The sequence below is a fragment of the Streptomyces hygroscopicus subsp. hygroscopicus genome, from assembly GCF_030269125.1.
GTDB classification, from domain to species: domain Bacteria; phylum Actinomycetota; class Actinomycetes; order Streptomycetales; family Streptomycetaceae; genus Streptomyces; species Streptomyces hygroscopicus_C.
On record NZ_BSSM01000025.1, the window covers coordinates 38,486 to 62,091 of the forward strand.

The 23,606-nt window shown below is 70.9% G+C and carries 22 protein-coding genes; 11 read left to right on the forward strand and 11 right to left on the reverse strand.

Annotated features, from left to right (window positions below; genetic code table 11):
- The first annotated feature begins 31 nt into the window (after positions 1-31).
- The 3 genes from QSK45_RS35605 to QSK45_RS35615 all read left to right on the forward strand — a co-directional run bounded on the left by QSK45_RS35605 (position 32) and on the right by QSK45_RS35615 (position 4,749).
- The gene (locus QSK45_RS35605) at positions 32-2,023 is read left to right on the forward strand and encodes an outer membrane protein assembly factor BamB family protein (RefSeq protein ID WP_285563075.1); all 1,992 of its coding nucleotides are present in this window, start codon (positions 32-34) and stop codon (positions 2,021-2,023) included.
- A 63-nt stretch (positions 2,024-2,086) separates the two neighbouring features.
- Positions 2,087-3,856, forward strand: coding sequence for an outer membrane protein assembly factor BamB family protein (locus QSK45_RS35610; protein ID WP_285563076.1), 1,770 nt, complete (start codon positions 2,087-2,089; stop codon positions 3,854-3,856).
- 215 nt (positions 3,857-4,071) lie between these two features.
- Complete coding sequence (locus QSK45_RS35615; protein ID WP_285563077.1) at positions 4,072-4,749, forward strand: helix-turn-helix transcriptional regulator; 678 nt, start codon at positions 4,072-4,074, stop codon at positions 4,747-4,749.
- Between the two features lie 62 nt (positions 4,750-4,811).
- Here the strand turns inward: QSK45_RS35615 and QSK45_RS35620 are convergent, their stop codons facing one another.
- Positions 4,812-5,117: a hypothetical protein gene (locus QSK45_RS35620; RefSeq protein ID WP_285563078.1), complete on the reverse strand. Its 306-nt coding sequence runs from the start codon at positions 5,115-5,117 to the stop codon at positions 4,812-4,814.
- Between the two features lie 20 nt (positions 5,118-5,137).
- A complete protein-coding gene (locus QSK45_RS35625; RefSeq protein ID WP_285563079.1) occupies positions 5,138-6,832 on the reverse strand; it encodes a sodium:solute symporter family protein in 1,695 nt (564 codons plus the stop codon).
- A 158-nt stretch (positions 6,833-6,990) separates the two neighbouring features.
- Between QSK45_RS35625 and galT the strand changes: the two genes are divergently transcribed.
- From galT to QSK45_RS35645, 4 genes are read left to right on the forward strand one after another with little or no spacing between them, the layout of a single operon-like run.
- A complete protein-coding gene (gene galT / locus QSK45_RS35630) occupies positions 6,991-8,052 on the forward strand; it encodes a galactose-1-phosphate uridylyltransferase (RefSeq protein ID WP_285563080.1) in 1,062 nt (353 codons plus the stop codon).
- A complete protein-coding gene (galE, locus tag QSK45_RS35635) occupies positions 8,049-9,011 on the forward strand; it encodes a UDP-glucose 4-epimerase GalE (protein WP_285563081.1) in 963 nt (320 codons plus the stop codon). Before galT ends, galE begins: the two co-directional genes overlap by 4 nt.
- Positions 9,011-10,165, forward strand: coding sequence for a galactokinase (galK, locus tag QSK45_RS35640; RefSeq protein WP_285563082.1), 1,155 nt, complete (start codon positions 9,011-9,013; stop codon positions 10,163-10,165). Before galE ends, galK begins: the two co-directional genes overlap by 1 nt.
- Before the next feature lie 50 nt (positions 10,166-10,215).
- Positions 10,216-10,377, forward strand: a complete 162-nt coding sequence (locus QSK45_RS35645) for a hypothetical protein (protein WP_285563083.1) — start codon at positions 10,216-10,218, stop codon at positions 10,375-10,377.
- Positions 10,378-10,677: 300 nt separating this feature from the next.
- Here the strand turns inward: QSK45_RS35645 and QSK45_RS35650 are convergent, their stop codons facing one another.
- Complete coding sequence (locus QSK45_RS35650; protein ID WP_285563084.1) at positions 10,678-11,133, reverse strand: GNAT family N-acetyltransferase; 456 nt, start codon at positions 11,131-11,133, stop codon at positions 10,678-10,680.
- Between the two features lie 104 nt (positions 11,134-11,237).
- Between QSK45_RS35650 and QSK45_RS35655 the strand changes: the two genes are divergently transcribed.
- Positions 11,238-12,005 carry a LuxR C-terminal-related transcriptional regulator gene (locus tag QSK45_RS35655; protein WP_285563085.1) on the forward strand — a complete coding sequence of 256 codons (768 nt, stop codon included), beginning with the start codon at positions 11,238-11,240 and terminating at the stop codon, positions 12,003-12,005.
- On the opposite strand, the gene tamR is transcribed toward QSK45_RS35655, so the two are convergent.
- Complete coding sequence (gene tamR, locus QSK45_RS35660) at positions 11,964-12,461, reverse strand: MarR family transcriptional regulator TamR (protein WP_285563086.1); 498 nt, start codon at positions 12,459-12,461, stop codon at positions 11,964-11,966. The two genes, QSK45_RS35655 and tamR, sit on opposite strands and share 42 nt — an antisense overlap.
- A gap of 103 nt (positions 12,462-12,564) precedes the next feature.
- On the opposite strand from tamR, the gene QSK45_RS35665 reads away from it, so the two are divergent.
- Positions 12,565-13,377, forward strand: a complete 813-nt coding sequence (locus QSK45_RS35665) for a trans-aconitate 2-methyltransferase (protein ID WP_285563087.1) — start codon at positions 12,565-12,567, stop codon at positions 13,375-13,377.
- A 2-nt stretch (positions 13,378-13,379) separates the two neighbouring features.
- Complete coding sequence (locus QSK45_RS35670) at positions 13,380-13,760, forward strand: VOC family protein (protein WP_285563088.1); 381 nt, start codon at positions 13,380-13,382, stop codon at positions 13,758-13,760.
- Between the two features lie 344 nt (positions 13,761-14,104).
- Here QSK45_RS35670 and QSK45_RS35675 read toward each other — a convergent pair whose 3' ends face one another.
- Positions 14,105-14,785 carry a TetR/AcrR family transcriptional regulator gene (locus QSK45_RS35675; RefSeq protein WP_285563089.1) on the reverse strand — a complete coding sequence of 227 codons (681 nt, stop codon included), beginning with the start codon at positions 14,783-14,785 and terminating at the stop codon, positions 14,105-14,107.
- Positions 14,782-15,789, reverse strand: a complete 1,008-nt coding sequence (locus QSK45_RS35680) for an acyl-CoA desaturase (RefSeq protein ID WP_285563090.1) — start codon at positions 15,787-15,789, stop codon at positions 14,782-14,784. Before QSK45_RS35680 ends, QSK45_RS35675 begins: the two co-directional genes overlap by 4 nt.
- A gap of 304 nt (positions 15,790-16,093) precedes the next feature.
- Between QSK45_RS35680 and ppc the strand changes: the two genes are divergently transcribed.
- A complete protein-coding gene (gene ppc, locus QSK45_RS35685; RefSeq protein WP_285563091.1) occupies positions 16,094-18,826 on the forward strand; it encodes a phosphoenolpyruvate carboxylase in 2,733 nt (910 codons plus the stop codon).
- A 62-nt stretch (positions 18,827-18,888) separates the two neighbouring features.
- On the opposite strand, the gene QSK45_RS35690 is transcribed toward ppc, so the two are convergent.
- The 5 genes from QSK45_RS35690 to glmU form a co-directional block, all read right to left on the reverse strand.
- Positions 18,889-19,386 carry a hypothetical protein gene (locus QSK45_RS35690; RefSeq protein WP_395483105.1) on the reverse strand — a complete coding sequence of 166 codons (498 nt, stop codon included), beginning with the start codon at positions 19,384-19,386 and terminating at the stop codon, positions 18,889-18,891.
- A 94-nt stretch (positions 19,387-19,480) separates the two neighbouring features.
- Positions 19,481-20,083, reverse strand: a complete 603-nt coding sequence (gene pth, locus QSK45_RS35695) for an aminoacyl-tRNA hydrolase (protein WP_285563093.1) — start codon at positions 20,081-20,083, stop codon at positions 19,481-19,483.
- Between the two features lie 77 nt (positions 20,084-20,160).
- Positions 20,161-20,757, reverse strand: coding sequence for a 50S ribosomal protein L25/general stress protein Ctc (locus QSK45_RS35700; protein ID WP_285563094.1), 597 nt, complete (start codon positions 20,755-20,757; stop codon positions 20,161-20,163).
- A 198-nt stretch (positions 20,758-20,955) separates the two neighbouring features.
- Positions 20,956-21,936 carry a ribose-phosphate diphosphokinase gene (locus QSK45_RS35705; RefSeq protein ID WP_070023711.1) on the reverse strand — a complete coding sequence of 327 codons (981 nt, stop codon included), beginning with the start codon at positions 21,934-21,936 and terminating at the stop codon, positions 20,956-20,958.
- 156 nt (positions 21,937-22,092) lie between these two features.
- A complete protein-coding gene (glmU, locus tag QSK45_RS35710) occupies positions 22,093-23,541 on the reverse strand; it encodes a bifunctional UDP-N-acetylglucosamine diphosphorylase/glucosamine-1-phosphate N-acetyltransferase GlmU (RefSeq protein ID WP_285563095.1) in 1,449 nt (482 codons plus the stop codon).
- Positions 23,542-23,606 lie beyond the last annotated feature (65 nt).

Sequence of the window (23,606 nt, forward strand, 5' to 3'; positions counted from 1 at the left end):
AAAAATCAGTGAACGAGGGGGAAGAGCGCTGATGACTCAGCCGCCCGACCAGTCGCCCAGCGGCGGCTTCGGAGCACCGCAGGACCCAAGGGATCCGAGAGACCCGAGGGACCCGAGGAACCAGCCTCCGCAGGGCGGCGGCTTCGGCGCCCCGCCCGCACCGGCGACGCCCACCGCTCCCGCGGCCCCGGCCGTCCCGCCGCCGACGGTCCTGTCCAAGCCGGCCGGGAATCCGCCGTCGGCCGATCCTGCCGCGGCGCCGCCCGCGCCCCAGGCCCGGACCGGCCCGCCGCCGCAGCCGGGACAGCCGCCCCAGCCCCCGCAGCAGCCGGGGCCCGGCTACGGCTACCCGCAGCAGCCCGGCCCCTACGGAGCCCCTTCGGCACCCGGCACCCCCGGCCCCTACGGAGCCCCTACGGCACCCGGCACCCCCGGCCCCTACGGCTACCCGCAGCAGCCTCAGCCGGGCCCTTACGGGCAGCAGCCCCAGCCGGGCCCTTACGGGCAGCAGCCCCAGCCCGGTTACGGCTTCCCGCAGCAGCCGCCGTACCCCGGTGCCCCCGGCGCGGCGCCGGGCGGTCCCTTCCCGCCCCCGAGCGGCGGCGGCAAGAAGAAGACGGCACTGATCGTCGGTGCCGCGGCGGCCGCGCTGCTCGTCATAGCCGGCACCGTCTACGCCGTCACCAGCGGCGGCGACGACGGAAAGAAGAAGCCCGTCGCCGAGCAGAGCGGCAGCGGCGCACCGACCGCCTCCGGCGCCCCCTCGCCCGGCTCCTCGTCCACCGGCGGCGACGACCCCGAGGACCTCAACAAGGGCCGCGCGCCCGGCGAGGCGAAGGTGCTCTGGTACAAGTCGGCGCCGGACGCCCCCGGTTCGGGCGCCGACGCCCCCGGCATGTGGATCGCCGGGAACACGGTGGTGAAGGCGGCGTACAAGCAGGTCTTCGCCTACGACACCGGCAACGGCAGCTCCCCCTGGGGGCCCCTCGACTTCCCGCAGAAGATCTGCGCGGTCACCCCGCAGAAGTCGGACGACGGCAAGGTCGTCGTGGCGTACATGAACGGCGCCGGCGACAACGCCAAGTGCAACCAGATGGAGCAGCTCGACCTCGCCACCGGCAAGAAAGGCTGGAGCGCCCAGGTCGCCGACGGCGGGCTGTTCGACAGCGCGCTCAACGTCGAACTCAGCGTGGTGGGCCGCACGTTGATGGTGGGCCGCTCCGAGTCGGGCACGGCCTACGACATCGACAGCGGCAAGAAGCTGTACGACAAGAAGCGCTACGGCAACGCCTGCTTCCCGGCCGGGTACGCGGGCGGCGACGGCCGGCTGGTCCAGGTGGCGTCCTGCGCGGCGTCGACCAGCACCGAGCACGACGAGCTGCAGGAACTCGACCCGGCCACCGGCAGGGTGAAGTGGACCCAGCGCCTGAAGAAGGGCTGGCAGGTCAGCCGGGTGTACTCGATGAACCCGCTGGTGGTCTACCTGACCAACGAGGACAAGAAGGTGTGGAACATCTCCACCTTCACCTCGGGCGGCACGTTCCGCTCCCAGGTCAAGGTCGACGAGAAGTTCTCGCCCCGCTGCGGCTGGGCGATCCTGCAGCGCGACCTCCAGGGCTGCCAGGGGGTCGCGGCCGACGCCGACACGCTGTACCTGCCCACGGACGCGACGACCGGCGCCAACGAGATCGTCGCGATCAGCCTCGACAGCGGCAAGGCGAAGTGGCGGGTCAAGTCCCCGGCCGAGGAGCCGATGTCGCCGATGAAGACCGAGGGCGGCAGGCTCATCGCGTATGTGCAGCCGTCGTACGACGCGGGCGGCCAGGTCGTCTCGATCCCGACCGCCGGCTCCTCCCACGGCACCACGAAGCTGCTCCAGAACCCGCAGGGCACCGCGGAGATCGAGGACACCTTCTACGACGGCGTCGTGGACTGGGCCGACGGGCGCTTCATCATCTCGTCCGGCCGGCTGAACGGCAGTGACGAGGCGAAGGAGAAGCTGATCATGGCCTTCGGCAACTGAGCCCGGCCGCTCCCCGTTCCGTCCGCCGTCCGGCCTTCCGAGTGTCACCGAGGTACCCGAGCCATGACCCAGCCGCCCCCGCCGAACCAGCCCCCGCAGCAGGGGGGTTTCGGCCCGCCGACCCCGCCGCCCCCGCAGGGCGCCCCGGGCCAGCAGCCGCCCGGCCCCCCGCAGCAGCCCCAGCCCGGCTACGGCTACCCGCAGCCGATGCAGCCGCCGCCCCCGGCACCGCCGGCGGGCTACGGCTACCCCGCCGCGCCCCCGAACCCGTACGGCCAGCCGCCGGCCGCCCCCTACGGGGCCCCGCAGCAGAACCCGTACGCCATGCCCGCCCAGCCGGGCTACGGCTATCCGGGCCAGCCCCCGACCATGCCGATGCAGCAGCAGGGCAGCGGCGGCGGGCGGAACAACACCACGCTGTACATCGTGATCGCGGCGGTCGTCGTGATCGCGCTGATCGTCGTCGGCGGCATCTGGGTCGCGGGCTCCGGTGACGGCGGCACCAAGCAGGACACCGCCTCCTCCGGCGGCGGTGGCAACGGCGGCGGCCAGGACAAGGGCTCCGGCGGCTCGACCGGCGGCAAGGAGAAGGTGCCGGCCGACCCCGCGGCCAAGGTCCTCTTCCAGATCCCGACGCCCTCCGTGGGGGACACGGTGAGCACCTCGGGCTCCTGGCTGACCGACAAGGTGTACGCCAAGACCGGGGTGGACGAGATCGACGGCTACGACCCGGTCAAGGGCACCAGGCTGTGGACGGTCAAGCTGCCCGGCCCGGTCTGCGCGGCCAGCCGGCATATGACCGCCGACCACAAGACGGCGATCACGTACCAGCCGACGAACAAGAAGTACGACGGCTGCTCCGACATCGCGGCGATCGACCTCGACGCGGGCAAGAAGCTGTGGACGAAGACCGTCAACGTCGGTGACTACCCGGTCAACTACCAGAACGTGACGGTGTCCCAGCGCACCGTCGCGCTCGGCGACAGCAACGGCGGCGCGGCCTTCGACATCGACTCCGGCAAGCCGCTGTGGCAGCCGAAGCCGGGCGAGGACTGCTACGACGCGGGCTACGGCGGCGGCGCCAAGCTGGTCGCGGTGCGCAGCTGCGGCGACTCGGACAACACCCAGCTGTCCATCCAGACCATCGACCCGCAGTCGGGCAAGGTCGTCTCCGAGTACAAGATGGACCCGGGTATCGAGTACGCCTCGGTCGTCTCCACCGACCCGCTCGTGGTCGCCGCCGACGTCGGCGACAGCGCGGGCGACGGCAGCGGCATCTCCGACTACTTCTCCATCGACAACAAGACCGGCAAGCTGCTCGCCCGGATCTCCGCGCCCGGCAAGACCTACGGCGGCCGCTGCGACGGCATCACCCGGATCGAGGACTGCCACGAGGTCGTCGTCGGCGGCGGCAAGCTGTTCGTGCCGACCGAGGAGCACGACGGCAGCGGGACCTCCTACAGCACGACCAACGAGGTCGTCGCCTTCGACCTGGCCACGGGCAAGCCCACCGGCCAGCGCGCCGAGGCCGGGGACGGCTATCTGCTGTCGCCGCTGCGCATGGACGGCGGCAACCTGATCGCCTACAAGAAGCCGCCGTACGACAAGGGCGGCCAGATCGTCAGCATCGACGGCTCCACCTTCAAGGAGACCAAGCTCCTGGAGAACCCCTCCGCGGAGAGCGTCCGGCGGGCGGAGGGCAGCATGCTGCCGGACTACGCGGAGATCCTCTTCGCGAACGGCCGGCTGTACATGTCCGACGTCTTCGTCGACAAGGCGGACCCGGGCGACGACAAGTCGTACCTGGTGCTGGCCTTCGGCACGGACGGCTGACCGCCGCAGCACAATCACCCGAACGGGTGACTTGGTCAGCGGTGCCCCGGATGTCATCGATCCGGGGCACTTCTGCTGTCCAGGGCGGCGCGGCGTCGAACAAGCGTGTAGCTTCCGGGGGCATGGAAGGGGCGAGGTGCCGGGGGGCCCTCTGTCCTTCGGGCCGGTGGACGTCCATAGTGGGGCATCCATGGGCGGGACTGGGGGGTTTCTCTATGGGAGTACGGCTCATGGTCGTGGACGACCATCGCCTGCTCGCGGAGGCGCTGGCATCGGCGCTGAAACTGCGCGGGCACCGGGTGCTCGCCTCGGCCGCGCCCGCCGCGGGCGCCGCGGACCTGGTGATCGCGCGGGCGCCGGAGGTGTGTCTGCTGGGTACGGCCGCCCCGGCCGAGCCCGGGGCCTTCGACCCGGTGGCGAAGATCAAGCGGGAGCGGCCGCAGGTGGCGGTGGTGGTGCTCGGCCCGGTGCCGTCGCCCCGGGGGATCGCCGCGGCGTTCGCCGCCGGGGCGTCGGGGTACGTACGGCACGACGAACGCATCGAGGGCGTCGAGCGCGCGATCCTGAAGGCCCGCTCCGGTGAGTCGGCGGTCTCCCCCGCCCTCCTCCAGGAAGCCTTCACCGAACTCCTCAACCCCACCGCCCAGCCCGACGACGAGGCCCAGCGCCTCCTCCGCGTCCTCACCCCCCGCGAGGTCGAGGTCCTCGTCCGCGTCGCCGACGGCGAGGACACCCGCGTCATCGCCTCCGGCATGCGGATAGCGCCGAGCACGGCCCGGACGCATGTCCAGCGGGTGCTGATGAAGCTGGGTGTGGGGTCGAGGCTGGAGGCGGCGGCCCTGGCCGCCCGCACGGGACTGCTGGATCGCGCGGGCGACCGCAACGCCCCGTAGGGGCGCGGGGAACCGCGCGACCGGCCACGCAGCCGGCGGACGGCCCCCGCGCCCCGACGGCGCTACTCCTGCCGTTCCTGCGGCGGAGCCGTCGGCCGCAGCTTCAGCCACACCAGGAAGAAGGCACCCAGCGCCAGCATCCCGATCCCGGTCCACAGGTTGATGTTGACCCCCTGCGCCTTGTCGATCGCGGACCGCGAGTCCGTGATGCCGGTGATCGTGACGATGACGCCGTAGACCACGAAGAGCCCGCCGATGATGCGGCGCAGGTCGAAGATGCGGGCGGCCGTCGCGGACCTGGCCTCCAGTTCGGTGACCTCCCGCGCGATCTCGTCCTCGGTGTAATGGTGTTCGGAGTTCTCGGACATGTTCCCTCGATCCTCCCGCGTCAGAACGAGAACGGGATGTAGCAGGCGGCGGCGAGCACGACCGCGCCCCAGCCCAGCAGGGCGGGCCTGCGGTACCAGGCGTCGTCACCGGGGGCCGGCGGCTCGGACATGCCGGGGGAGCGGGTGCCGTAGACCAGGCCCTGGAGCTCCTGCGCCGGCTTCGGCTCGGTGAACAGGGAGACCAGGACCATCACGACCGCACCGGCGACGAACCCGGCGATCGCCGAGACGAAGTTGGCGCCCTGGTCGGAGGGGATGGAGATGATCCCCTTCTTGTAGAGGACGAAGTAGTTGACCATCGCGGTGACGGTGCCCGCGAGCAGGCCCCAGAAGCCGGACTTGACCGACGCCCGCTTCCAGAACATGCCGATGATGAAGACGACGAACATCGGCACGTTGAAGAAGGAGAACAGCGTCTGGAGGTAGGCCATGATGTTCGAGAACGACGACGCGAGGAACGCCGTGCCGACGGACGCGCAGACACCGATCACGGTGATCCACCGGCCGAACCGGACGTAGTAGGCGTCCTCCCGCCCGCGCACCACGTACTTCGCCCAGATGTCGTTGGTGAACACGGTGTTGAAGGACGACACGTTGGCCGCCATGCCGGCCATGAACGCGGCGAGCAGACCGGTGACCGCGATGCCGAGCACACCGTTGGGCAGCAGCTCCTGCATCAGGTACGGGATGGCGTCGTTGTACTGCAACCCCGACCCGCTGGTGCCGATGCCCGGCACGAGCGCGGCCGCGACCAGGCCCGGGATCATCACCAGGAAGACGATGAAGATCTTCGGGTACGCGGCGATCAGCGGCGTCCGCTGCCCGGCCGAGAGGTTCTTCGCGGACAGGGCGCGCTGCACCTCGGCGAAGTTGGTGGTCCAGTAACCGAAGGACAGCACGAAGCCGAGGCCGAGGACGATGGTCAGCCAGTTCGCGCCGAGCGGGTTGCTGCTGCCGATCCCGGTGCCGCCCCACGCGGTGGTGAAGTCGTGCCCGTGGGTCTCGGCGAGCTTGTGGGTCAGCCCGCCCCAGCCGCCGACCTTGCGCAGGCCGAGGATGGTGATCGGGATGAGCGCGGCGAGGATCACGAAGAACTGCAGGACCTCGTTGTAGATCGCCGAGGACAGACCGCCCAGCGTGATGTACGCGAGCACGAAGGCGCCGGCGACCACGATGGCCACCCACTGCGGCCAGCCCAGCAGGGCCTCGACCACGATCGCGAGCGCGTACAGGTTGACACCGGCGATCAGGATCGCGGCGAAGGCGAACAGGATCGAACTGAGCAGGTGGGCTGCCTTGTCGAAGCGCAGCAGCAGGAACTCGGGGACCGAGCGGACCTTGCTGCCGTAGTAGAAGGGCATCATCACCAGGCCGAGGAAGACCATGGCGGGGATGGCGCCGATCCAGTACCAGTGCACGGTGTAGGCGCCGTACTGGGCGCTGTTGGCGGCCATGCCGAGGATCTCGGTGGCCGCCAGGTTCGCCGAGATGAAGGCGAGGCCGGTGATCCAGGCGGGCAGCGAGCGTCCGGAGAGGAAGAAGTCGAGGCTCGTCCTGACCGAGCGGCGGGCCGCGAGACCGATGCCGAGCACGACGACGAAGTAGATCGCCAGGATCGTGTAGTCCAGCCAGTTGGTCGGGAGCCGTAGCCCGGCCGCCGCCAGATACGTATGCGCGTATGTGGGGGTTTGCATAAGAACTCGCTTCGTTGCGCGAACTGATCAGAGCGGAACCTACGCCTGTGTGTTGAGAAAATGAACACTTATGATGGTGATCTTTGTTCGATTGTGATGATCTGATTCTGTGTCGGGTTGTGGTCTGTTATGTTTGATTCTGTTGAGAGGAGTCCGGTGTGAAGAAGACCCCGACCCTGCTGGCCGACGGCCGTGAGCTGATCTACTACGACCTGCGGGACGACACCGTCCGCGACGCGGTCGACCGGCGCCCGCTGGACCGCACGGCCACCACCTCCGAGATCCGCCGGGATCCGCTGCTCGGCGACCGGGTCGCCGTCGCCTCCCACCGGCAGGGCCGCACCTACCATCCGCCGGCCGACCGGTGCCCGCTCTGCCCGACCGAGGGCGACCGGCTCAGCGAGATCCCGGACTCCTCGTACGACGTCGTCGTCTTCGAGAACCGCTTCCCCTCGCTCGCCGGCGACTCCGGGCGCTGCGAGGTCGTCTGCTTCACCTCCGACCACGACGCCTCCTTCGCCGATCTGACCCCCGAGCACGGACGCCTGGTGCTCGACGCGTGGACCGACCGGACGGCGGAGCTGTCGCAGCTGCCCTGCGTCGAGCAGGTGTTCTGCTTCGAGAACCGCGGCGCCGAGATCGGCGTGACCCTGGGCCATCCGCACGGACAGATCTACGCCTACCCCTTCACCACCCCGCGCACCGCGCTGATGCTCCAGTCGCTCGCCGCGCACCGGGCGGGGACCGGAGGGGAGAACCTGTTCGACGCGGTCCTCGAACGGGAACTCGCCGGCGAGCGGGTCGTCCTGGAGGGTGAGCACTGGGCGGCCTTCGTGCCGTACGCGGCGCACTGGCCGTACGAGGTCCACCTGTACCCCAAGCGCCGCGTCCCCGACCTCCTCGCGCTGGACGAGGCGGCGCGCACAGAGTTCCCCCAGGTGTATCTGGAACTCTTGAGGCGCTTCGACCGGATCTTCGGCCCCGGCGAGCCGCCGACGCCGTACATCGCCGCCTGGCACCAGGCGCCGTTCGGGCAGCTCGCCGGATTCGACGGGGTGACGCGGGACGACTTCGCGCTCCATCTGGAGCTTTTCACCATCCGCCGCACTTCCGGCAAGCTGAAGTTTCTCGCGGGTTCCGAGTCCGGCATGAGCGTGTTCATCAACGACGTGCCGCCGGAACGCGCGGCCGAGCGACTGCGAGAGGTAGCGACTTCATGAAGTACCTGGTGACGGGTGGCGCGGGATATGTCGGCAGCGTGGTGGCCCAGCATCTGCTGGAGTCCGGGCACGAGGTCACCGTCCTCGACAACCTCTCCACCGGCTTTCGCGCGGGGGTCCCGGCCGGCGCCGCCTTCATCGAGGGCGACATCCGCGACGCCGCGAAGTGGCTCGACCGCTCGTACGACGGCGTGCTGCACTTCGCCGCGTTCTCGCAGGTCGGCGAGTCCGTGGTGAAGCCCGAGAAGTACTGGGACAACAACGTCGCCGGCACCCTCGCCCTGCTCGGCGCCCTGCGCGAGGCGGGCGTGCGCAAGCTCGTCTTCTCCTCCACGGCCGCCACGTACGGCGAGCCCGAGCAGGTCCCGATCACCGAGGACGCCCCGACCCGTCCGACCAACCCCTACGGCGCGTCCAAGCTCGCCGTCGACCACATGATCACCAGCGAGGCCCACGCCCACGGCCTGGCGGCGGTCTCCCTGCGCTACTTCAACGTGGCGGGCGCGTACGGCGCGTACGGCGAGCGGCACGACCCCGAGTCGCACCTCATCCCGCTCGTCCTCCAGGTCGCCCAGGGCCGGCGCGACGCCATCTCCATCTACGGCGACGACTACCCGACCCCCGACGGCACCTGCGTCCGCGACTACATCCACGTGGCGGACCTGGCCGACGCGCATCTGCTGGCGCTGACGGCTGCGAACCCGGGCGAGCACCTGATCTGCAACCTCGGCAACGGCAACGGGTTCTCCGTGCGCCAGGTCATCGAGACCGTCCGCGAGGTCACCGGCCACCCGATCCCCGAGGTCGTCGCCCCGCGCCGGGGCGGCGACCCGGCCGTCCTGGTCGCCGCCGCGGACACCGCCCGCGAGAAACTGGGCTGGAACCCGAGCCGAGCGGAGCTCGCGGGCATCGTCGCGGACGCCTGGGAGTTCGCACAGAACCTGTCGAAGGAGAACTAGTGGGGGCACAGCAGGTCGCCGAGCGCTTCACCGAGCTGTACGGGGCGCGCCCGGAGGGAGTGTGGGCGGCGCCGGGCCGGGTCAACCTGATCGGCGAGCACACCGACTACAACGACGGCTTCGTCATGCCGTTCGCACTGCCCCACCAGGCGGTCGCGGCGGTCTCCCGCCGGGACGACGGCCTGCTGCGCCTGCATTCGGCGGACATGGAGGGCGGCGTCGTCGAGCTGCGCCTCGACGCGCTCGCCCCGGGCACCGACTCCGCGTGGACGGCGTACCCGGCGGGCGTCGTCTGGGCCCTGCGCGAGGCGGGTCACGCGATCACCGGGGCGGACGTCCACCTCTCCTCGACCGTGCCCACGGGCGCGGGCCTGTCCTCCTCCGCCGCCCTGGAGGTCGTGATCGCCCTCGCGTTCGACGACCTGTACGACCTCGGCCTCGCCCGCTGGCAGCTGGCCCGCCTGTGCCAGCGCGCCGAGAACGTCTACGTCGGCGCGCCGACCGGCATCATGGACCAGACCGCGTCCGCGTGCTGCGCACCGGGCCACGCCCTGTTCCTCGACACCCGGGACCTCTCCCAGCAGCAGATCCCCTTCGACCTCGCGGCCGAGGGACTGCGCCTCCTCGTGGTCGACACCCAGGTCAAGCACGCCCACAGCGGCGGCGAGTACGGCAAGCGCCGGGCCGGCTGCGAGAAGGGCGCGGCCCTGCTCGGCGTCGACGCCCTGCGCGACATCGCCTACGCCGACCTGGACGCGGCGCTCGCCCGCCTGGGCGACGAGGAGGAGATCCGCCGCCTGGTGCGCCACGTCGTCACCGAGGACGAGCGCGTCGAACGCACGGTCGCCCTCCTGCGCGCCGGCGACCCCCGCGCCATCGGCCCGATCCTCACCGAGGGCCACGCCTCCCTGCGCGACGACTTCCGCATCTCCTGCCCGGAACTGGACCTCGTGGTGGACACGGCCCTCGCCCACGGAGCCCTCGGCTCCCGCATGACCGGCGGCGGCTTCGGCGGCTCGGCCCTCATCCTCGCGGAATCCTCCGAGGTCCCCTCCCTGACCAAGGCCCTGGAAGCAGCCTTCGCGACAGCGGACTTCATGGCTCCGCGGGTCTTCGAGGCGGTACCGTCGGCGGGGGCGCGGCGCTTGGTCTGACGCCGGACCGGGGCGCGGCGCATGTCGTGAGACGGGGGTGTGCGCGGTTGATGACGGACGACGAGATACGGTCCCGGTTCGACGGCCGGGGAATGGTCGAGATCCGGGGCGGGGAGTCGATCAAGGCGCGGGCCGAACCGATCGCGCACGCCCTCGGGTATCGGCTGGTGTCCACCGAAACCCGCCGTACCGCGATGCCCCCGCTCGGGTAACGCGGGCCCGTCACCATCGCACTGTTCTTCCGCCGCGACGACGATCCGCGCGCCTGGCGCCGGGCCGAGCAGGCGATCGAGCGGCTGCGGGCGGGCGGACCGCTGCTGGTGGAGGGGGGAGTCGACCGAACCTCCGCCGCCGCCCCGGCCGGCTCCGCCGCTCACCCCCCGCCTGCCGGCGCCGCGCCCGCGGCGCTCGCTGGAGCCGCCCCCGCCCGCGCCGTCCACGCCGCCCGGACCCCGGGTGCCGCCCCGGCCGTCATACCCGCCCCGCCCCCGCCGCCCTCGGCGTGAGCCCCGTCAGGCCAGGCGTTTCACCAGCGTGTACTCCGTGATGCCCGGGGGATAGTCGGGGATCTCGCAGACCACGTCGTAGCCCTGTTTGCGGTAGAAGTCCGGGGCCTGGAAGTCCCAGGTCTCCAGGCGGGAGGCGGAGCAGCCGCGGTCGGTGGCGGCGAGGTGCTCGGCGCGGGCGAGGAGGTGGGTGCCGAGGCCCGTGCCGCGGTGCGGGGCGTCCACCCAGAGGTAGGTGACGTGGAGCCAGCTGGTCCAGGTGTGGCCGACCAGGCCGCCCGCGAGCGAGCCGGCGGGGTCGAGGGCCCAGACGTGGAGCGGGACTTCGCGTTCCGCGGGGGTGCCGCGCAGGGCCGCGAGGACCGGGGAGGCCGCCGTGTTGGTGTCCAGCAGCCGGGTGCGGAGCAGTTCCTGTCGTGCCTTGTCGACTTCCGCCTCGATACGAAACATGCGGCACACCATAAACGCGCCGGACGGCCAGTTCTGTAAATCTCCTTCCGCTGCGTGCCGGTATCCGTACGCTGAGATACGACGCCGGTGGGGGCCGGTGCCGTTCAGGGGGTTCAGTGGTTCGTATCCGAGTCCTGGTCGTGGACGACCACCGCATCTTCGCCGAGTCGCTCGCCGCCGCCCTGGCCGCCGAGCCCGACGTCGAGGTCGCCGCCGCCGGCAGCGGTCCGGCGGCACTGCGGTGTCTGGAGCGGGCCCTCGCCGAGGGCCGCCGCTACGACGTCCTGCTCGTGGACGCCGACCTGGGCGGTAAGCCGACCGGTGGCCGGCCGACGGTGCCCGTCCGGGCGGCGGACGAGGAGGGTCTGGTCGACGGGCTTTCGCTGGTCGCGGGGGTGCGGTCGGCCCAGCCCGCGGTCCGCACCGTCGTCCTCGCCGAGAAGGACGACCCGCGCCGCGCCGCCCTCGCCCTGGGCGCGGGCGCCTGCGGGTGGGTCGCCAAGGACTGCTCCCTGTCCCGGCTGCTCGCGGTGATCCGGGGCGTGCTGCGCGGCGAGACGCATCTGCCGCCCGCCCTGCTGACCGGCGTACTCAAGGAACTGACCGCCGCGCGCAGGCACCGCACCGAGAGCGAACGCCTGGTGGAGTCCCTCACACCCAGGGAGCGGGAGGTGCTGCGCTGCATGGTCGCGGGTCTGGGCCGCAAGGCCGTCGCCGAACGGCTGTATCTCTCCCCGCACACCGTCCGCACCCACATGCAGAACGTCCTCGGCAAGCTCGGCGTCCACTCCACCCTCGCCGCCGTCGCCCTCGCCCGGCGGGCCGGGGTGGGCCCGGTGGACCTAGCCGGGGACGTTGTCGAACGGGGCGGTCAGCTGGCGTAGCAGTCCCGCCAGCTCCGCCCGCTGCGCCCGGGACAGCTCGCCGAGGATGGCCCGCTCCTGCGCCAGCAGCCCCGCGAGGGACTCGTCCGCGCGGTCCCGGCCGGTGTCGGTCAGCCGCACCAGTACACCGCGCCGGTCGCTCGGGTCGGGGAGGCGTTCGACCAGGCCCTTCTTGGCCAGGCGGTCGATCCGGTTGGTCATGGTGCCCGAGGTGACCAGGGTCTGGGTCAGCAGCTGTCCGGGGGAGAGCTGGTACGGCGTGCCCGCGCGCCGCAGCGCCGTCAGCACGTCGAACTCCCAGGGCTCCAACTGGTGTTCCGCGAACGCGAGCCGGCGCGCGCGGTCCAGGTGCCGGGCGAGCCGGCTCACCCGGCTGAGCACTTCCAGCGGCTCCACGTCGAGGTCCGGGCGCTCCCGGCGCCACGCTGCGACCAGCCGATCGACCTCGTCCTCCATGAGATCAGTGTAGTGGTTGTGTCGACATGAAGTCTCTTGGAATCGAGCATCTTTGAGTCGAGTATCTTGACATCAAGATAATGGCGGCGGGAAGGTGGACATCATGACGACACCGACCTGGGACCCCGAGCAGTACCTCCGGCACGCCGGCCACCGCGCCCGCCCCTTCGCCGACCTCCTCGCCCGTGTCCCCGCCCTGCCCGGCGCCCGGCCCCGCATCGCGGACCTCGGCTGCGGCCCCGGCAACGTCACCGCCTCGCTCGCCGGACGCTGGCCCACCGCGCACATCACCGGCTACGACAACTCGCCCGAGATGCTGGACCGCGCCCACACCGAGCACGAGGGCCCCACGGCCGGCGGCGGCCGCCTGGAGTTCGCCCACGCCGACGCCCGCGACTGGACGCCCGAGGAGCCGTACGACCTGATCGTCAGCAATGCCACCCTCCAGTGGGTGCCGGGGCACCTCGACCGGTTCGCCGACTGGATCGCGGCCCTCGCGCCCGGCGGGACCTTCGCCTTCCAGGTGCCGGACAACATCGACGCCCCGCTGCACGCCCTCATGCGCGAACTGGCCGCGGCCCCCCGCTGGAAGGACCGGCTCGCCGGGGTCCTGCGCCGCACCGGCTCGGTGTACGACCCGGGCGTCTACCTGGACCGCCTCGCCCGCCTCGGCTGCGCCCCCGACGTCTGGCACACCACGTACCTCCACGTCCTCGCGGGCGAGGACCCGGTCCTGGACTGGGTGAAGGGCACCGGTCTGCGGCCCGCCCTGACCGCCCTCGCCGACGACCCCGAGGCGCGGGACGCGTTCCTGGCCGAGTACCGGGACCTGCTCCGCGGCGCCTACCCGAGCGCGCCCTACGGCACGGTCCTGCCCTTCCGACGGCTGTTCGCCGTGGCCGTGAAGGGGGCCTGACGATGCTCGTCGCCGTCGATCACGTGCAGCTCGCCGCGCCGCCCGGATCGGAGGACGCCCTGCGCTCGTACTACGTCGGCGTCCTCGGGATGACCGAGGTGCCCAAGCCCCCGGCCCTGGCCGCGCGCGGCGGCTGCTGGTTCGAGACCGGCTCCGTCCGCCTCCACCTCGGCGTCGAGGCCGGCTTCCGGCCCGCCCGGAAGGCCCACCCCGGCCTTGAGGTCCGCGGCATCGAGGGGTACGCCGCCCGGATCGCCGCCCAGGGTGCGCCCGTGACCTGGGACGACAACCTCCCGGGGTATCTGCGCTTCTACTCGCTGGACCCGGTCGGCAACCGGCTGGAGTTCCTGGAGCCGGTCAGGCGGTCCGCCCGGGGTGGGTGACCAGGATGGGGACCACCGCGTCATCGATGACGCGGAGGACGCGGTGGTCGCCGACGCAGGCGGCGGATGTCCGGGCCGTAGGGGTCGAGTCGGCCGGGCGAGGCGTCTCGGCGAGCTGGTCGACGGCCCGTGAACACGGACGCGAGCCCGGCCGGGTCGTCCTCGACCGCAGGGCCTGGTCCGTGGCGCCCGGCTCCCAGGCGACGCGACAGGTCACGGACACAGCCCCGGCAACGAGACCACCGGGCCGGGAGCGGGCGGCGCCGATCGCGGTCTGAAGTACGCGGTCATGAATCCGCAAGGGGAACCGGAGGGACCACTGGTGTCACCTTCCCCCGTGGACCTCAGCTTTTCCGGTGGCCTATCAGCCGCGGCCGCTGCTCCAGCCCGTCCAGGCCGTGCCACGCCAGGTTCACCAGGTGTGCGGCCACCTCCGCCTTCTTCGGGCGGCGGACGTCCAGCCACCACTGGCCCGTCAGGGCGACCATGCCGACCAGGGCCTGGGCGTAGAGGGGGGCGAGCTTGGGGTCGAAGCCGCGGGACTTGAACTCGCGGCCCAGGATGTCCTCCACCTGCGTGGCGATGTCGGAGATCAGGGACGCGAAGGACCCCGTCGACTGCGGGATCGGCGAGTCGCGGACGAGGATGCGGAAACCGTCCGTGTACTCCTCGATGTAGTCGAGCAGCGCGAACGCCGCCTGCTCGCACAGTTCACGCGGATGGCCGGCCGTCAGCGAACTGGTCACCATGTCGAGCAGCCGGCGCATCTCACGGTCGACCACCACCGCGTACAGCCCCTCCTTGCCGCCGAAGTGCTCGTACACCACCGGCTTGGAGACCCCGGCCTTCGCCGCGATCTCCTCCACCGACGTGCCCTCGAAGCCCTTCGCCGCGAAGAGGGTGCGACCGATCTCCAGCAGCTGCTGGCGGCGCTCGGCACCGGTCATACGGGTCCGGCGGGTCCGCCGCTGCTTGTCGGTTCCTGGACTGGTGCTGCTGGAATCGGTCGCCACGGCGTCAATCATGCCGCCTCGGCGGTCTCCTTCCGGCGTCGGGAGCCGCCATCCACGTCGTTACGGCGCGAATCGATACGCGAGCGTGACGGCCAGCGCACGTCGTACGCCCAGCCCAGCCGCTCGAAGATCCGGATGAACCGGGCCGAGGAGTCGATCTGCCCCCGCATCACCCCGTGCCGCGCCGAGGTCGGGTCGGCGTGGTGCAGGTTGTGCCAGGACTCGCCGCACGACAGCACCGCCAGCCACCACACGTTGCCCGAACGGTCCCGCGACTTGAACGGACGCTTGCCCACCGCGTGGCAGATCGAGTTGATCGACCACGTCACATGGTGCAGCAACGCCACCCGGACGAGTGACCCCCAGAAGAACGCGGTGACCGCGCCCCACCAGGACATCGTCACCAGACCGCCGATCAGCGCGGGCAGCAGCAGGGACACCGCCGTCCACAGCACGAACTGCCGGGAGACCGCCCGCAGCGCGGGGTCCTTGATCAGATCGGGTGCGTACTTCTCCTGCGGCGTCTGCTCCTCGTCGAACATCCAGCCGATGTGCGCCCACCACAGGCCCTTGATCAGCGCCGGCACCGTCTCGCCGTACTTCCACGGGGAGTGCGGGTCCCCCTCCGCGTCGGAGAACTTGTGGTGCTTGCGGTGATCGGCCACCCAGCGCACCAGCGGCCCCTCCACCGCCATCGACCCCATGATCGCCAGCGCGATCCGCAGCGGCCGCTTCGCCTTGAACGAACCGTGGGTGAAATACCGGTGGAAACCGATCGTGATGCCATGGCACCCGAGGTAGTAGAAGAACACCAGCAGGCCCACGTCGAGCCAGCTCACCCCCCAACCCCAGGCCAGCGGCACCGCGGCCACCAGCGCCAGGAACGGCACGGTGATGAAGAGCAGCAGTGTGATCTGCTCGATCGACCGCTTCTGCTCACCGCCCAGCGTGGCCAGAGGAGTGGAAGTGTCGGTGGCCTCGCGGGCTTCTTCGATCACATCGGAGTGTGAGGTCATGCGCGTCCCCTGTGGGGTCGAGGGTCGGGGGTGGGCGCCGGGCCACCGGAACCGGACGCGGGGAGTCCGTTCGTCCCTACGGTTCCGTAACCTACGGCGTCGTAAGTATGGCAGCGTGTCGGGCGGCGGCAAGAGCCCGAGAGCCTGCGCGTCTCCATCGACACCTATCCTTGGAATCGGTCGGACAGCGCGGTCCGCTGAAGTTTCCTTCCCGGACGCTCCGGCCCGCATGCGGCACCAGGCCGCGCGGCAGACGGCCGGGTTTCCACCCAGCTGAGCTTCAACACTGCAAGGAGCCGCACCTGTGAGCAGTGCCGACGACCAGACCACCACGACCGGCAGCGAGCTGCGCGCCGACATCCGCCGCCTGGGTGATCTCCTCGGAGAGACCCTCGTACGGCAGGAAGGCCCCGAGCTCCTCGAACTGGTCGAGAAGGTCCGCCGCCTCACCCGCGAGGACGGCGAGGCCGCCGCCGAGCTGCTGCGAGGCACCGAACTGGAGACCGCGGCCAAGCTGGTGCGCGCCTTCTCCACCTACTTCCACCTCGCCAACATCACCGAACAGGTGCACCGGGGCCGCGAACTGCGCGCCAGGCGCGCCGCCGAGGGCGGCCTCATCGCCCGTACGGCCGACCGCCTCAAGGACGCCGACCCCGAACACCTGCGGGGAACCGTCCACCACCTCAACGTGCGGCCCGTCTTCACGGCGCACCCCACCGAGGCGGCCCGCCGCTCCGTCCTCAACAAGCTCCGGCGCATCGCGGCCCTCCTGGACACCCCCGTCCTGGACTCCGACCGCCGCCGCCACGACATCCGCCTCGCCGAGAACATCGACCTCGTCTGGCAGACCGACGAACTGCGCGTCGTACGTCCCGAACCCGCCGACGAGGCCCGCAACGCCATCTACTACCTGGACGAACTCCACGCCGAGGCCGTCGGCGACGTCCTGGAGGACCTCACCGCGGAGCTGGAGCGCGTCGGCGTCAAGCTCCCCGACGACACCCGCCCCCTCACCTTCGGCACCTGGATCGGCGGCGACCGCGACGGCAACCCCAACGTCACCCCGCAGGTCACCTGGGACGTCCTCATCCTCCAGCACGAACACGGCATCAACGACGCCCTGGAGATGATCGACGAACTGCGCGGTCTCCTCTCCAACTCCATCCGCTACACCGGAGCCACCGAGGAACTCCTCGACTCCCTGCGCGCCGATCTCGACCGGCTGCCCGAGATCAGCCCCCGCTACAAGCGCCTCAACGCAGAGGAGCCCTACCGGCTCAAGGCCACCTGCATCCGGCAGAAGCTGGAGAACACCAAGCAGCGCCTCGCCAGAGGCACCTCCCACGAGGAAGGCCGCGACTACCTCGGCACCGGCGAACTCCTCGCCGACCTGCGTCTCATCCAGACCTCCCTGAGGCAGCACCGCGGCGCGCTCTTCGCCGACGGCCGCCTCTCCCGCACCATCCGCACCCTCGCCGCCTTCGGCCTCCAGCTCGCCACCATGGACGTCCGCGAACACGCCGACGCCCACCACCACGCCCTCGGCCAGTTGTTCGACCGGCTCGGCGAGGAGTCCTGGCGCTACGCCGACATGCCCCGCGACTACCGCACCAAGCTCCTCGCCAAGGAACTGCGCTCGCGCCGGCCCCTCGCCCCCACCCCGGCCCCCGTCGACGCCGCCGCCGCCAAGACCCTCGGCGTCTTCGGCACCGTCAAGAAGGCCCTCGACGTCTTCGGCCCCGAGGTCATCGAGTCCTACATCATCTCCATGTGCCAGGGCGCCGACGACGTCTTCGCCGCCGCCGTCCTCGCCCGCGAGGCCGGCCTCGTCGACCTGCACGCCGGCTGGGCCAAGATCGGCATCGTCCCCCTCCTGGAGACCACCGACGAACTGCGCGCCGCCGACACCATCCTGGAGGACATGCTCTCCGACCCGTCCTACCGGCGCCTGGTCGCGCTGCGCGGCGACGTCCAGGAGGTCATGCTCGGCTACTCCGACTCCTCCAAGTTCGGCGGCATCACCACCAGCCAGTGGGAGATCCACCGCGCCCAGCGCCGGCTGCGCGACGTCGCCCACCGCTACGGCGTGCGCCTGCGCCTCTTCCATGGCCGCGGCGGCACCGTCGGCCGCGGCGGCGGCCCCTCCCACGACGCCATCCTCGCCCAGCCCTGGGGCACCCTCGAAGGCGAGATCAAGGTCACCGAACAGGGCGAGGTCATCTCCGACAAGTACCTCATCCCCGCGCTGGCCCGGGAGAACCTGGAACTCACCGTCGCCGCCACGCTCCAGGCCTCCGCCCTGCACACCGCGCCCCGCCAGTCCGACGAGGCCCTCGCCCGCTGGGACGCCGCCATGGACGTCGTCTCCGACGCCGCCCACGCCGCCTACCGCCGCCTGGTCGAGGACCCCGACCTGCCCGCCTACTTCTTCGCCTCCACCCCCGTCGACCAGCTCGCCGACCTGCACCTGGGCTCCCGGCCCTCACGACGCCCCGACTCGGGCGCCGGGCTCGACGGACTGCGGGCCATCCCGTGGGTGTTCGGCTGGACCCAGTCCCGCCAGATCGTCCCCGGCTGGTTCGGCGTCGGCTCCGGACTCAAGGCCCTGCGCGAAGCGGGCCTCGACACCGTCCTCGCCGAGATGCACGAACAGTGGCACTTCTTCCGCAACTTCGTCTCCAACGTCGAGATGACCCTCGCCAAGACCGACCTGCGGATCGCCCGGCACTACGTCGACACGCTCGTCCCCGACGACCTCAAGCACGTGTTCGACACCATCGAGGCCGAACACCGGCTCACCGTCCACGAGGTCCTGCGCATCACCGGCGAGCGTGAACTCCTCGACGCCCAGCCCGTCCTCAAGCAGACCTTCGCCATCCGCGACGCCTACCTGGACCCCATCTCCTACCTCCAGGTCGCCCTGCTCAAGCGCCAGCGCGACGAGGCCGCGACCGGCGCCGAACCCGACCCGCTGCTCGCCCGCGCCCTGCTCCTCACCGTCAACGGCGTGGCGGCCGGCCTGCGCAACACCGGCTGATCCCCTGACGAAAAGGGTGCCCCCGGGGTCCTACGACCCGGGGGCACCCTCTTTCCGAAGACTCACCGCACCGCGACGAACGCCGCCGTCAACAGGCCGAGCCCCGACAGCCCCAGCCCCCACGCCACCCGCGTCAGCCGCATCCCGCCCGCGACCACCACCGAGGCCAGCAACAACGCCCCGCCCAGCGGCACCCAGGCGTAGAGAATCCCCGCCGGACCCGAACGCAGCGCGTCCGAACCGCCCGGCTTCAGCACCACGTCGTACGTGCCACCCCTGCGCACCGCGACCGTCTCCGCGAGCCGCACCCGCGCACGGGCCCGCGCCCCCGCCGACGACGGCGTGAACGGCCCGCTGCACGTCCCGTCCGCACACGCGGTCACCCGCACCGTGCCCTGCTCCCGGCCCTTGGTCAGCAGCACGTGCTGGGCGTTTCCCCAGGAACCCCACACCCCCGCGAACACGATCAGCGCGGCGAGGGCGCCCATCACCGCGACCCGCCCGAACCGCAACGCGGACACGGACGCCTGGACAGCGGAACGGGAGGCGGTGGCAGGCATGGCCGGGATCATTGGCCATACCCCCGCGACCGGTCAACTCCGCCGGGCGGCATAGCCGTACAAGTCGGGAGTCGGCGGGTCCGTGTCAGAGGAGTCAGGAGTTGTACGTGCTCTGCGCCCGCTCCAGACCCTCGATCACCAGACTCTCCACCGCGTCCGCCGCACGGTCCACGAAGTAGTCCAGCTCCTTGCGCTCCGACGAGGAGAAGTCCTTCAGCACGAAGTCCGCCACCTGCATACGGCCCGGAGGGCGGCCGATCCCGAACCGGACCCGGTGGTAGTCCGCGCCCATCGCCTTCGTCATCGACTTCAGGCCGTTGTGCCCGTTGTCCCCGCCGCCCAGCTTCAGCCGCAGCGTGCCGTAGTCGATGTCCAGCTCGTCGTGCACGGCCACGATGTTCGCCACCGGCACCTTGTAGAAGTCCTTCAACGCGTTCACCGGCCCGCCGGACAGGTTCATGTACGACATCGGCTTCGCCAGGATCACCCGGCGGTTCGCGGGACCCGCGGGACCGATCCGGCCCTCCAGCACCTGCGCCTGCGCCTTCCCCGCCCGCTTGAACTTCCCCCCGATCCGCTGCGCGAGCAGGTCCACCACCATGAAGCCGACGTTGTGCCGGTTCATCGCGTACTCCGGCCCGGGGTTCCCGAGCCCGACAACCAGCCAGGGGGTGCTGGCGGGGGTGGTCACGTCCATGTCTCCTTGATACGCGCCAGCCGCCGCTCCCCGCGAGGGAGAGCGGCGGCTGAAACAGATGTTGACGAAGCCGAGGCTCAGGCCTCCGCGGCCGCTTCGCCCTCGGCGGCCTCTTCGCCCTCGGTCTCCTCGGCCTGCGCCTGGAGGACCTGCAGGACGACCGCGTCCTCCTCGACGGCCAGGGCGACGCCGCTCGGCAGCGTGATGTCCTTGGCGTGGATGGAGGCACCGGCCTCAAGGCCCTCGATGGAGACGGTCACCGACTCCGGGATGTGCGTGGCCTCGGCCTCGACCGGCAGCGCGACCAGGACGTGCTCCAGCAGGTTGCCACCCGGGGCCAGCTCGCCCTCGGTGTGCACCGGGATCTCGACCGTGACCTTCTCGCCGCGCTTGACCAGCAGCAGGTCGACGTGCTCCAGGAAGCCCTTCAGCGGGTCGCGCTGCACGGACTTCGGGATCGCCAGCTCGTTGGTCTTGCCGTCGATGTCCAGGGAGATCAGGACGTTCGGCGTACGCAGCGCCATCAGCAGCTCGTGGCCCGGCAGGGTCAGGTGCAGCGGGTCGGAGCCGTGGCCGTACAGGACACCCGGAACCTTGTTGTCGCGGCGGATGCGGCGGGCCGCACCCTTGCCGAACTCGGTGCGGGACTCGGCGGCGATCTTCACCTCGGACATGTGGATCACTCCTCGTAGAAACTCGAACGGACGTGGTCACCCGGCCACGAACGGCCTGCTACGAAGAGCGCGTCGATAACGGACCGCCGTACGCACGCGTACGGCCTCCCTCGCCGAGCAACTCCAGAAGTCTACCCGGACCGGGAGGCCGTACCAAAAGGATCTTCGGCTAGCCGCGACGGCCGACCCGCAGAAACCTCACTGCTCGTCGAAGAGGCTGGTCACCGAACCATCCTCGAACACCTCACGCACCGCGCTCGCGATCGTCGGAGCGATCGACAGCACCGTGATCTTGTCCAGATCCCGGCCCAGCTCCGCCGGCGTCGGCAGCGTGTTCGTGAACACGAACTCGCTCACCCGCGAGTTCTTCAGCCGGTCCGCCGCCGGACCCGACAGCACACCGTGCGTCGCCGTCACGATGACATCCTCCGCACCGTGCGCGAACAGCGCGTCCGCGGCGGCGCAGATCGTGCCACCGGTGTCGATCATGTCGTCCACCAGCACGCACACGCGGCCCTTGACCTCACCCACGACCTCGTGGACGGTCACCTGGTTCGCCACGTCCTTGTCCCGGCGCTTGTGCACGATCGCCAGCGGCGCGCCCAGCCGGTCGCACCACCGGTCCGCCACCCGCACCCGGCCCGCGTCCGGCGAGACCACCGTCAGCTTGTTCCGGTCCACCTGCTCGCCCACGTAGTCCGCCAGCAGCGGCAGCGCGAAGAGGTGGTCCACCGGACCGTCGAAGAAGCCCTGGATCTGGTCCGTGTGCAGATCCACGGTCAGGATCCGGTCGGCACCCGCGGTCTTCATCAGATCCGCGATCAGCCGCGCCGAGATCGGTTCACGGCCGCGGTGCTTCTTGTCCTGCCGCGCGTAACCGTAGAACGGCACGATCACCGTGATGGAACGAGCCGACGCGCGCTTCAGCGCGTCGATCATGATCAGCTGCTCCATGATCCACTTGTTGATCGGAGCCGTGTGGCTCTGGATCAGGAAGCAGTCCGCACCACGCGCCGACTCCTGGTAACGAACGTAGATCTCACCGTTGGCGAAATCGAAGGCCTTCGTCGGGACGACCCCGACACCCAACTGCTGGGCGACCTCCTCGGCAAGCTCGGGGTGGGCGCGGCCGGAGAAGAACATCATCTTCTTCTCGCCGGTCGTCTTGATCCCGGTCACAGCACTGTCTCCTCAGAGGTTGTCTCAGCCCAGCCGACTGCTCGAACCGGCCTCCCGTCCGAGCGTGAGAAGCCGAATCAACTGGTAGGGGTGCGGGTGCACACGTGCGGATGTGCACTTATCACGGTACGCCGACTTTGACGTACTCGTTTCCGGTCAGTCCCCGGCACCGCGCTGCCGGGAGGCATCCTCGGCCGCCTTCGCCGCCGCGCTGCCCGGCCGCTTCCGGGCCACCCAACCCTCGATATTCCGCTGCTGACCACGGGCCACGGCCAGCGAACCGGGCGGCACGTCCTTCGTGATCACGGACCCGGCGGCGGTGTACGCACCGTCCCCGACCGTGACAGGCGCCACAAACATGTTGTCCGAACCCGTACGGCAATGCGACCCGATCGTGGTGTGGTGCTTGTCCTGGCCGTCGTAGTTCACGAACACGCTCGCCGCTCCGATGTTCGTGAACTCACCGATCGTCGCGTCCCCCACGTACGACAGGTGCGGCACCTTCGTGCCCTCGCCGATCCGCGCGTTCTTCGTCTCGACGTACGTCCCGATCTTGCCCTTCGCGCCGAGCCGCGTCCCCGGCCGCAGATACGCGTACGGCCCCACGCTCGCCTCCGCGCCCACCACGGCGCCGTCGGACACGGTGTTGTCCACCCGCGCGCCCGCGCCCACCCTGGTGTCCTTCAGCCGGCTGTTCGGGCCGACCTCCGCGCCCTCCGCGAGATGCGTGGCGCCGGTCAGCTGCGTGCCCGGGTGCACCACCGCGTCCCGCTCGAACGTCACGGTCACGTCCACCCACGTCGTCGCCGGGTCCACGACGGTGACGCCGTCCAGCATCGCCCGGGTCAGCAGCCGGTCGTTCAGGACCCGGCGGGCCTCCGCCAGCTGCACCCGGTTGTTGATCCCGGCGATCTCCCGGTGGTCGGCCGCCACCGAGGCGCCGACCCGGTGCCCGGCCTCGCGCAGGATCCCCAGCACGTCGGTGAGGTACTCCTCGCCCTGGCTGTTGTTCCTGCGCACCTTCGTCAGCGCGTCCGCCAGCAGCCGGCCGTCGAACGCGAACACCCCGCTGTTGATCTCCCGGATCGCCCGCTGGGCCTCGTTCGCGTCCTTGTGCTCCACGATCGCGGTCACCGCGCCCGACGCCTCGTCCCGCACGATCCGGCCGTAGCCGGTCGCGTCCGGCACCTCGGCGGTCAGCACGGTCACGGCGTTGCCGTCGGCCTGGTGGGTCTCGGCGAGCCGCCGCAGGGTCTCGCCGGTGAGCAGCGGGGTGTCCCCGCAGACCACGACGACGGTCCCCGTCACGGCCCCGCCCAGCTCCTCCAGACCCGTCCGTACGGCGTGCCCGGTGCCGTTCTGCTGCTCCTGCACGGCGGTACGGGCGGCCGGGTCGGTCTCCGCCAGGTGCGCGGTGACCTGCTCACGGGCGTGGCCGACGACGACGACCAGGTTCTCGGGCTTCAACTCGCGGGCGGCGGCGAGCACATGGCCCACCAGGGAGCGGCCGCAGATCTGGTGCAGCACCTTGGGTGTGGCCGACTTCATACGGGTGCCCTCACCCGCTGCGAGAACGACGACGGCTGCCGGGCGGATGGCACTCACGGTTTGCCCTTCGGCTCTGAGGGTGGGAACAGCCGCAGGATACCGGGGCGGGGTTGGGGGGATAT

Coding starts and splice junctions, on each gene's coding strand:
- QSK45_RS35605 (WP_285563075.1), top strand. CDS start 32: ATGACTCAGCCGCCCGACCAGTCGCCCAGCGGCGGCTTCGGAGCACCG.
- QSK45_RS35610 (WP_285563076.1), top strand. CDS start 2,087: ATGACCCAGCCGCCCCCGCCGAACCAGCCCCCGCAGCAGGGGGGTTTC.
- QSK45_RS35615 (WP_285563077.1), top strand. CDS start 4,072: ATGGGAGTACGGCTCATGGTCGTGGACGACCATCGCCTGCTCGCGGAG.
- QSK45_RS35620 (WP_285563078.1), bottom strand. CDS start 5,117: ATGTCCGAGAACTCCGAACACCATTACACCGAGGACGAGATCGCGCGG.
- QSK45_RS35625 (WP_285563079.1), bottom strand. CDS start 6,832: ATGCAAACCCCCACATACGCGCATACGTATCTGGCGGCGGCCGGGCTA.
- galE (WP_285563081.1), top strand. CDS start 8,049: ATGAAGTACCTGGTGACGGGTGGCGCGGGATATGTCGGCAGCGTGGTG.
- QSK45_RS35645 (WP_285563083.1), top strand. CDS start 10,216: ATGACGGACGACGAGATACGGTCCCGGTTCGACGGCCGGGGAATGGTC.
- QSK45_RS35650 (WP_285563084.1), bottom strand. CDS start 11,133: ATGGTGTGCCGCATGTTTCGTATCGAGGCGGAAGTCGACAAGGCACGA.
- tamR (WP_285563086.1), bottom strand. CDS start 12,461: ATGGAGGACGAGGTCGATCGGCTGGTCGCAGCGTGGCGCCGGGAGCGC.
- QSK45_RS35665 (WP_285563087.1), top strand. CDS start 12,565: ATGACGACACCGACCTGGGACCCCGAGCAGTACCTCCGGCACGCCGGC.
- QSK45_RS35670 (WP_285563088.1), top strand. CDS start 13,380: ATGCTCGTCGCCGTCGATCACGTGCAGCTCGCCGCGCCGCCCGGATCG.
- QSK45_RS35675 (WP_285563089.1), bottom strand. CDS start 14,785: ATGATTGACGCCGTGGCGACCGATTCCAGCAGCACCAGTCCAGGAACC.
- QSK45_RS35680 (WP_285563090.1), bottom strand. CDS start 15,789: ATGACCTCACACTCCGATGTGATCGAAGAAGCCCGCGAGGCCACCGAC.
- QSK45_RS35690 (WP_395483105.1), bottom strand. CDS start 19,386: ATGCCTGCCACCGCCTCCCGTTCCGCTGTCCAGGCGTCCGTGTCCGCG.
- pth (WP_285563093.1), bottom strand. CDS start 20,083: ATGGACGTGACCACCCCCGCCAGCACCCCCTGGCTGGTTGTCGGGCTC.
- QSK45_RS35700 (WP_285563094.1), bottom strand. CDS start 20,757: ATGTCCGAGGTGAAGATCGCCGCCGAGTCCCGCACCGAGTTCGGCAAG.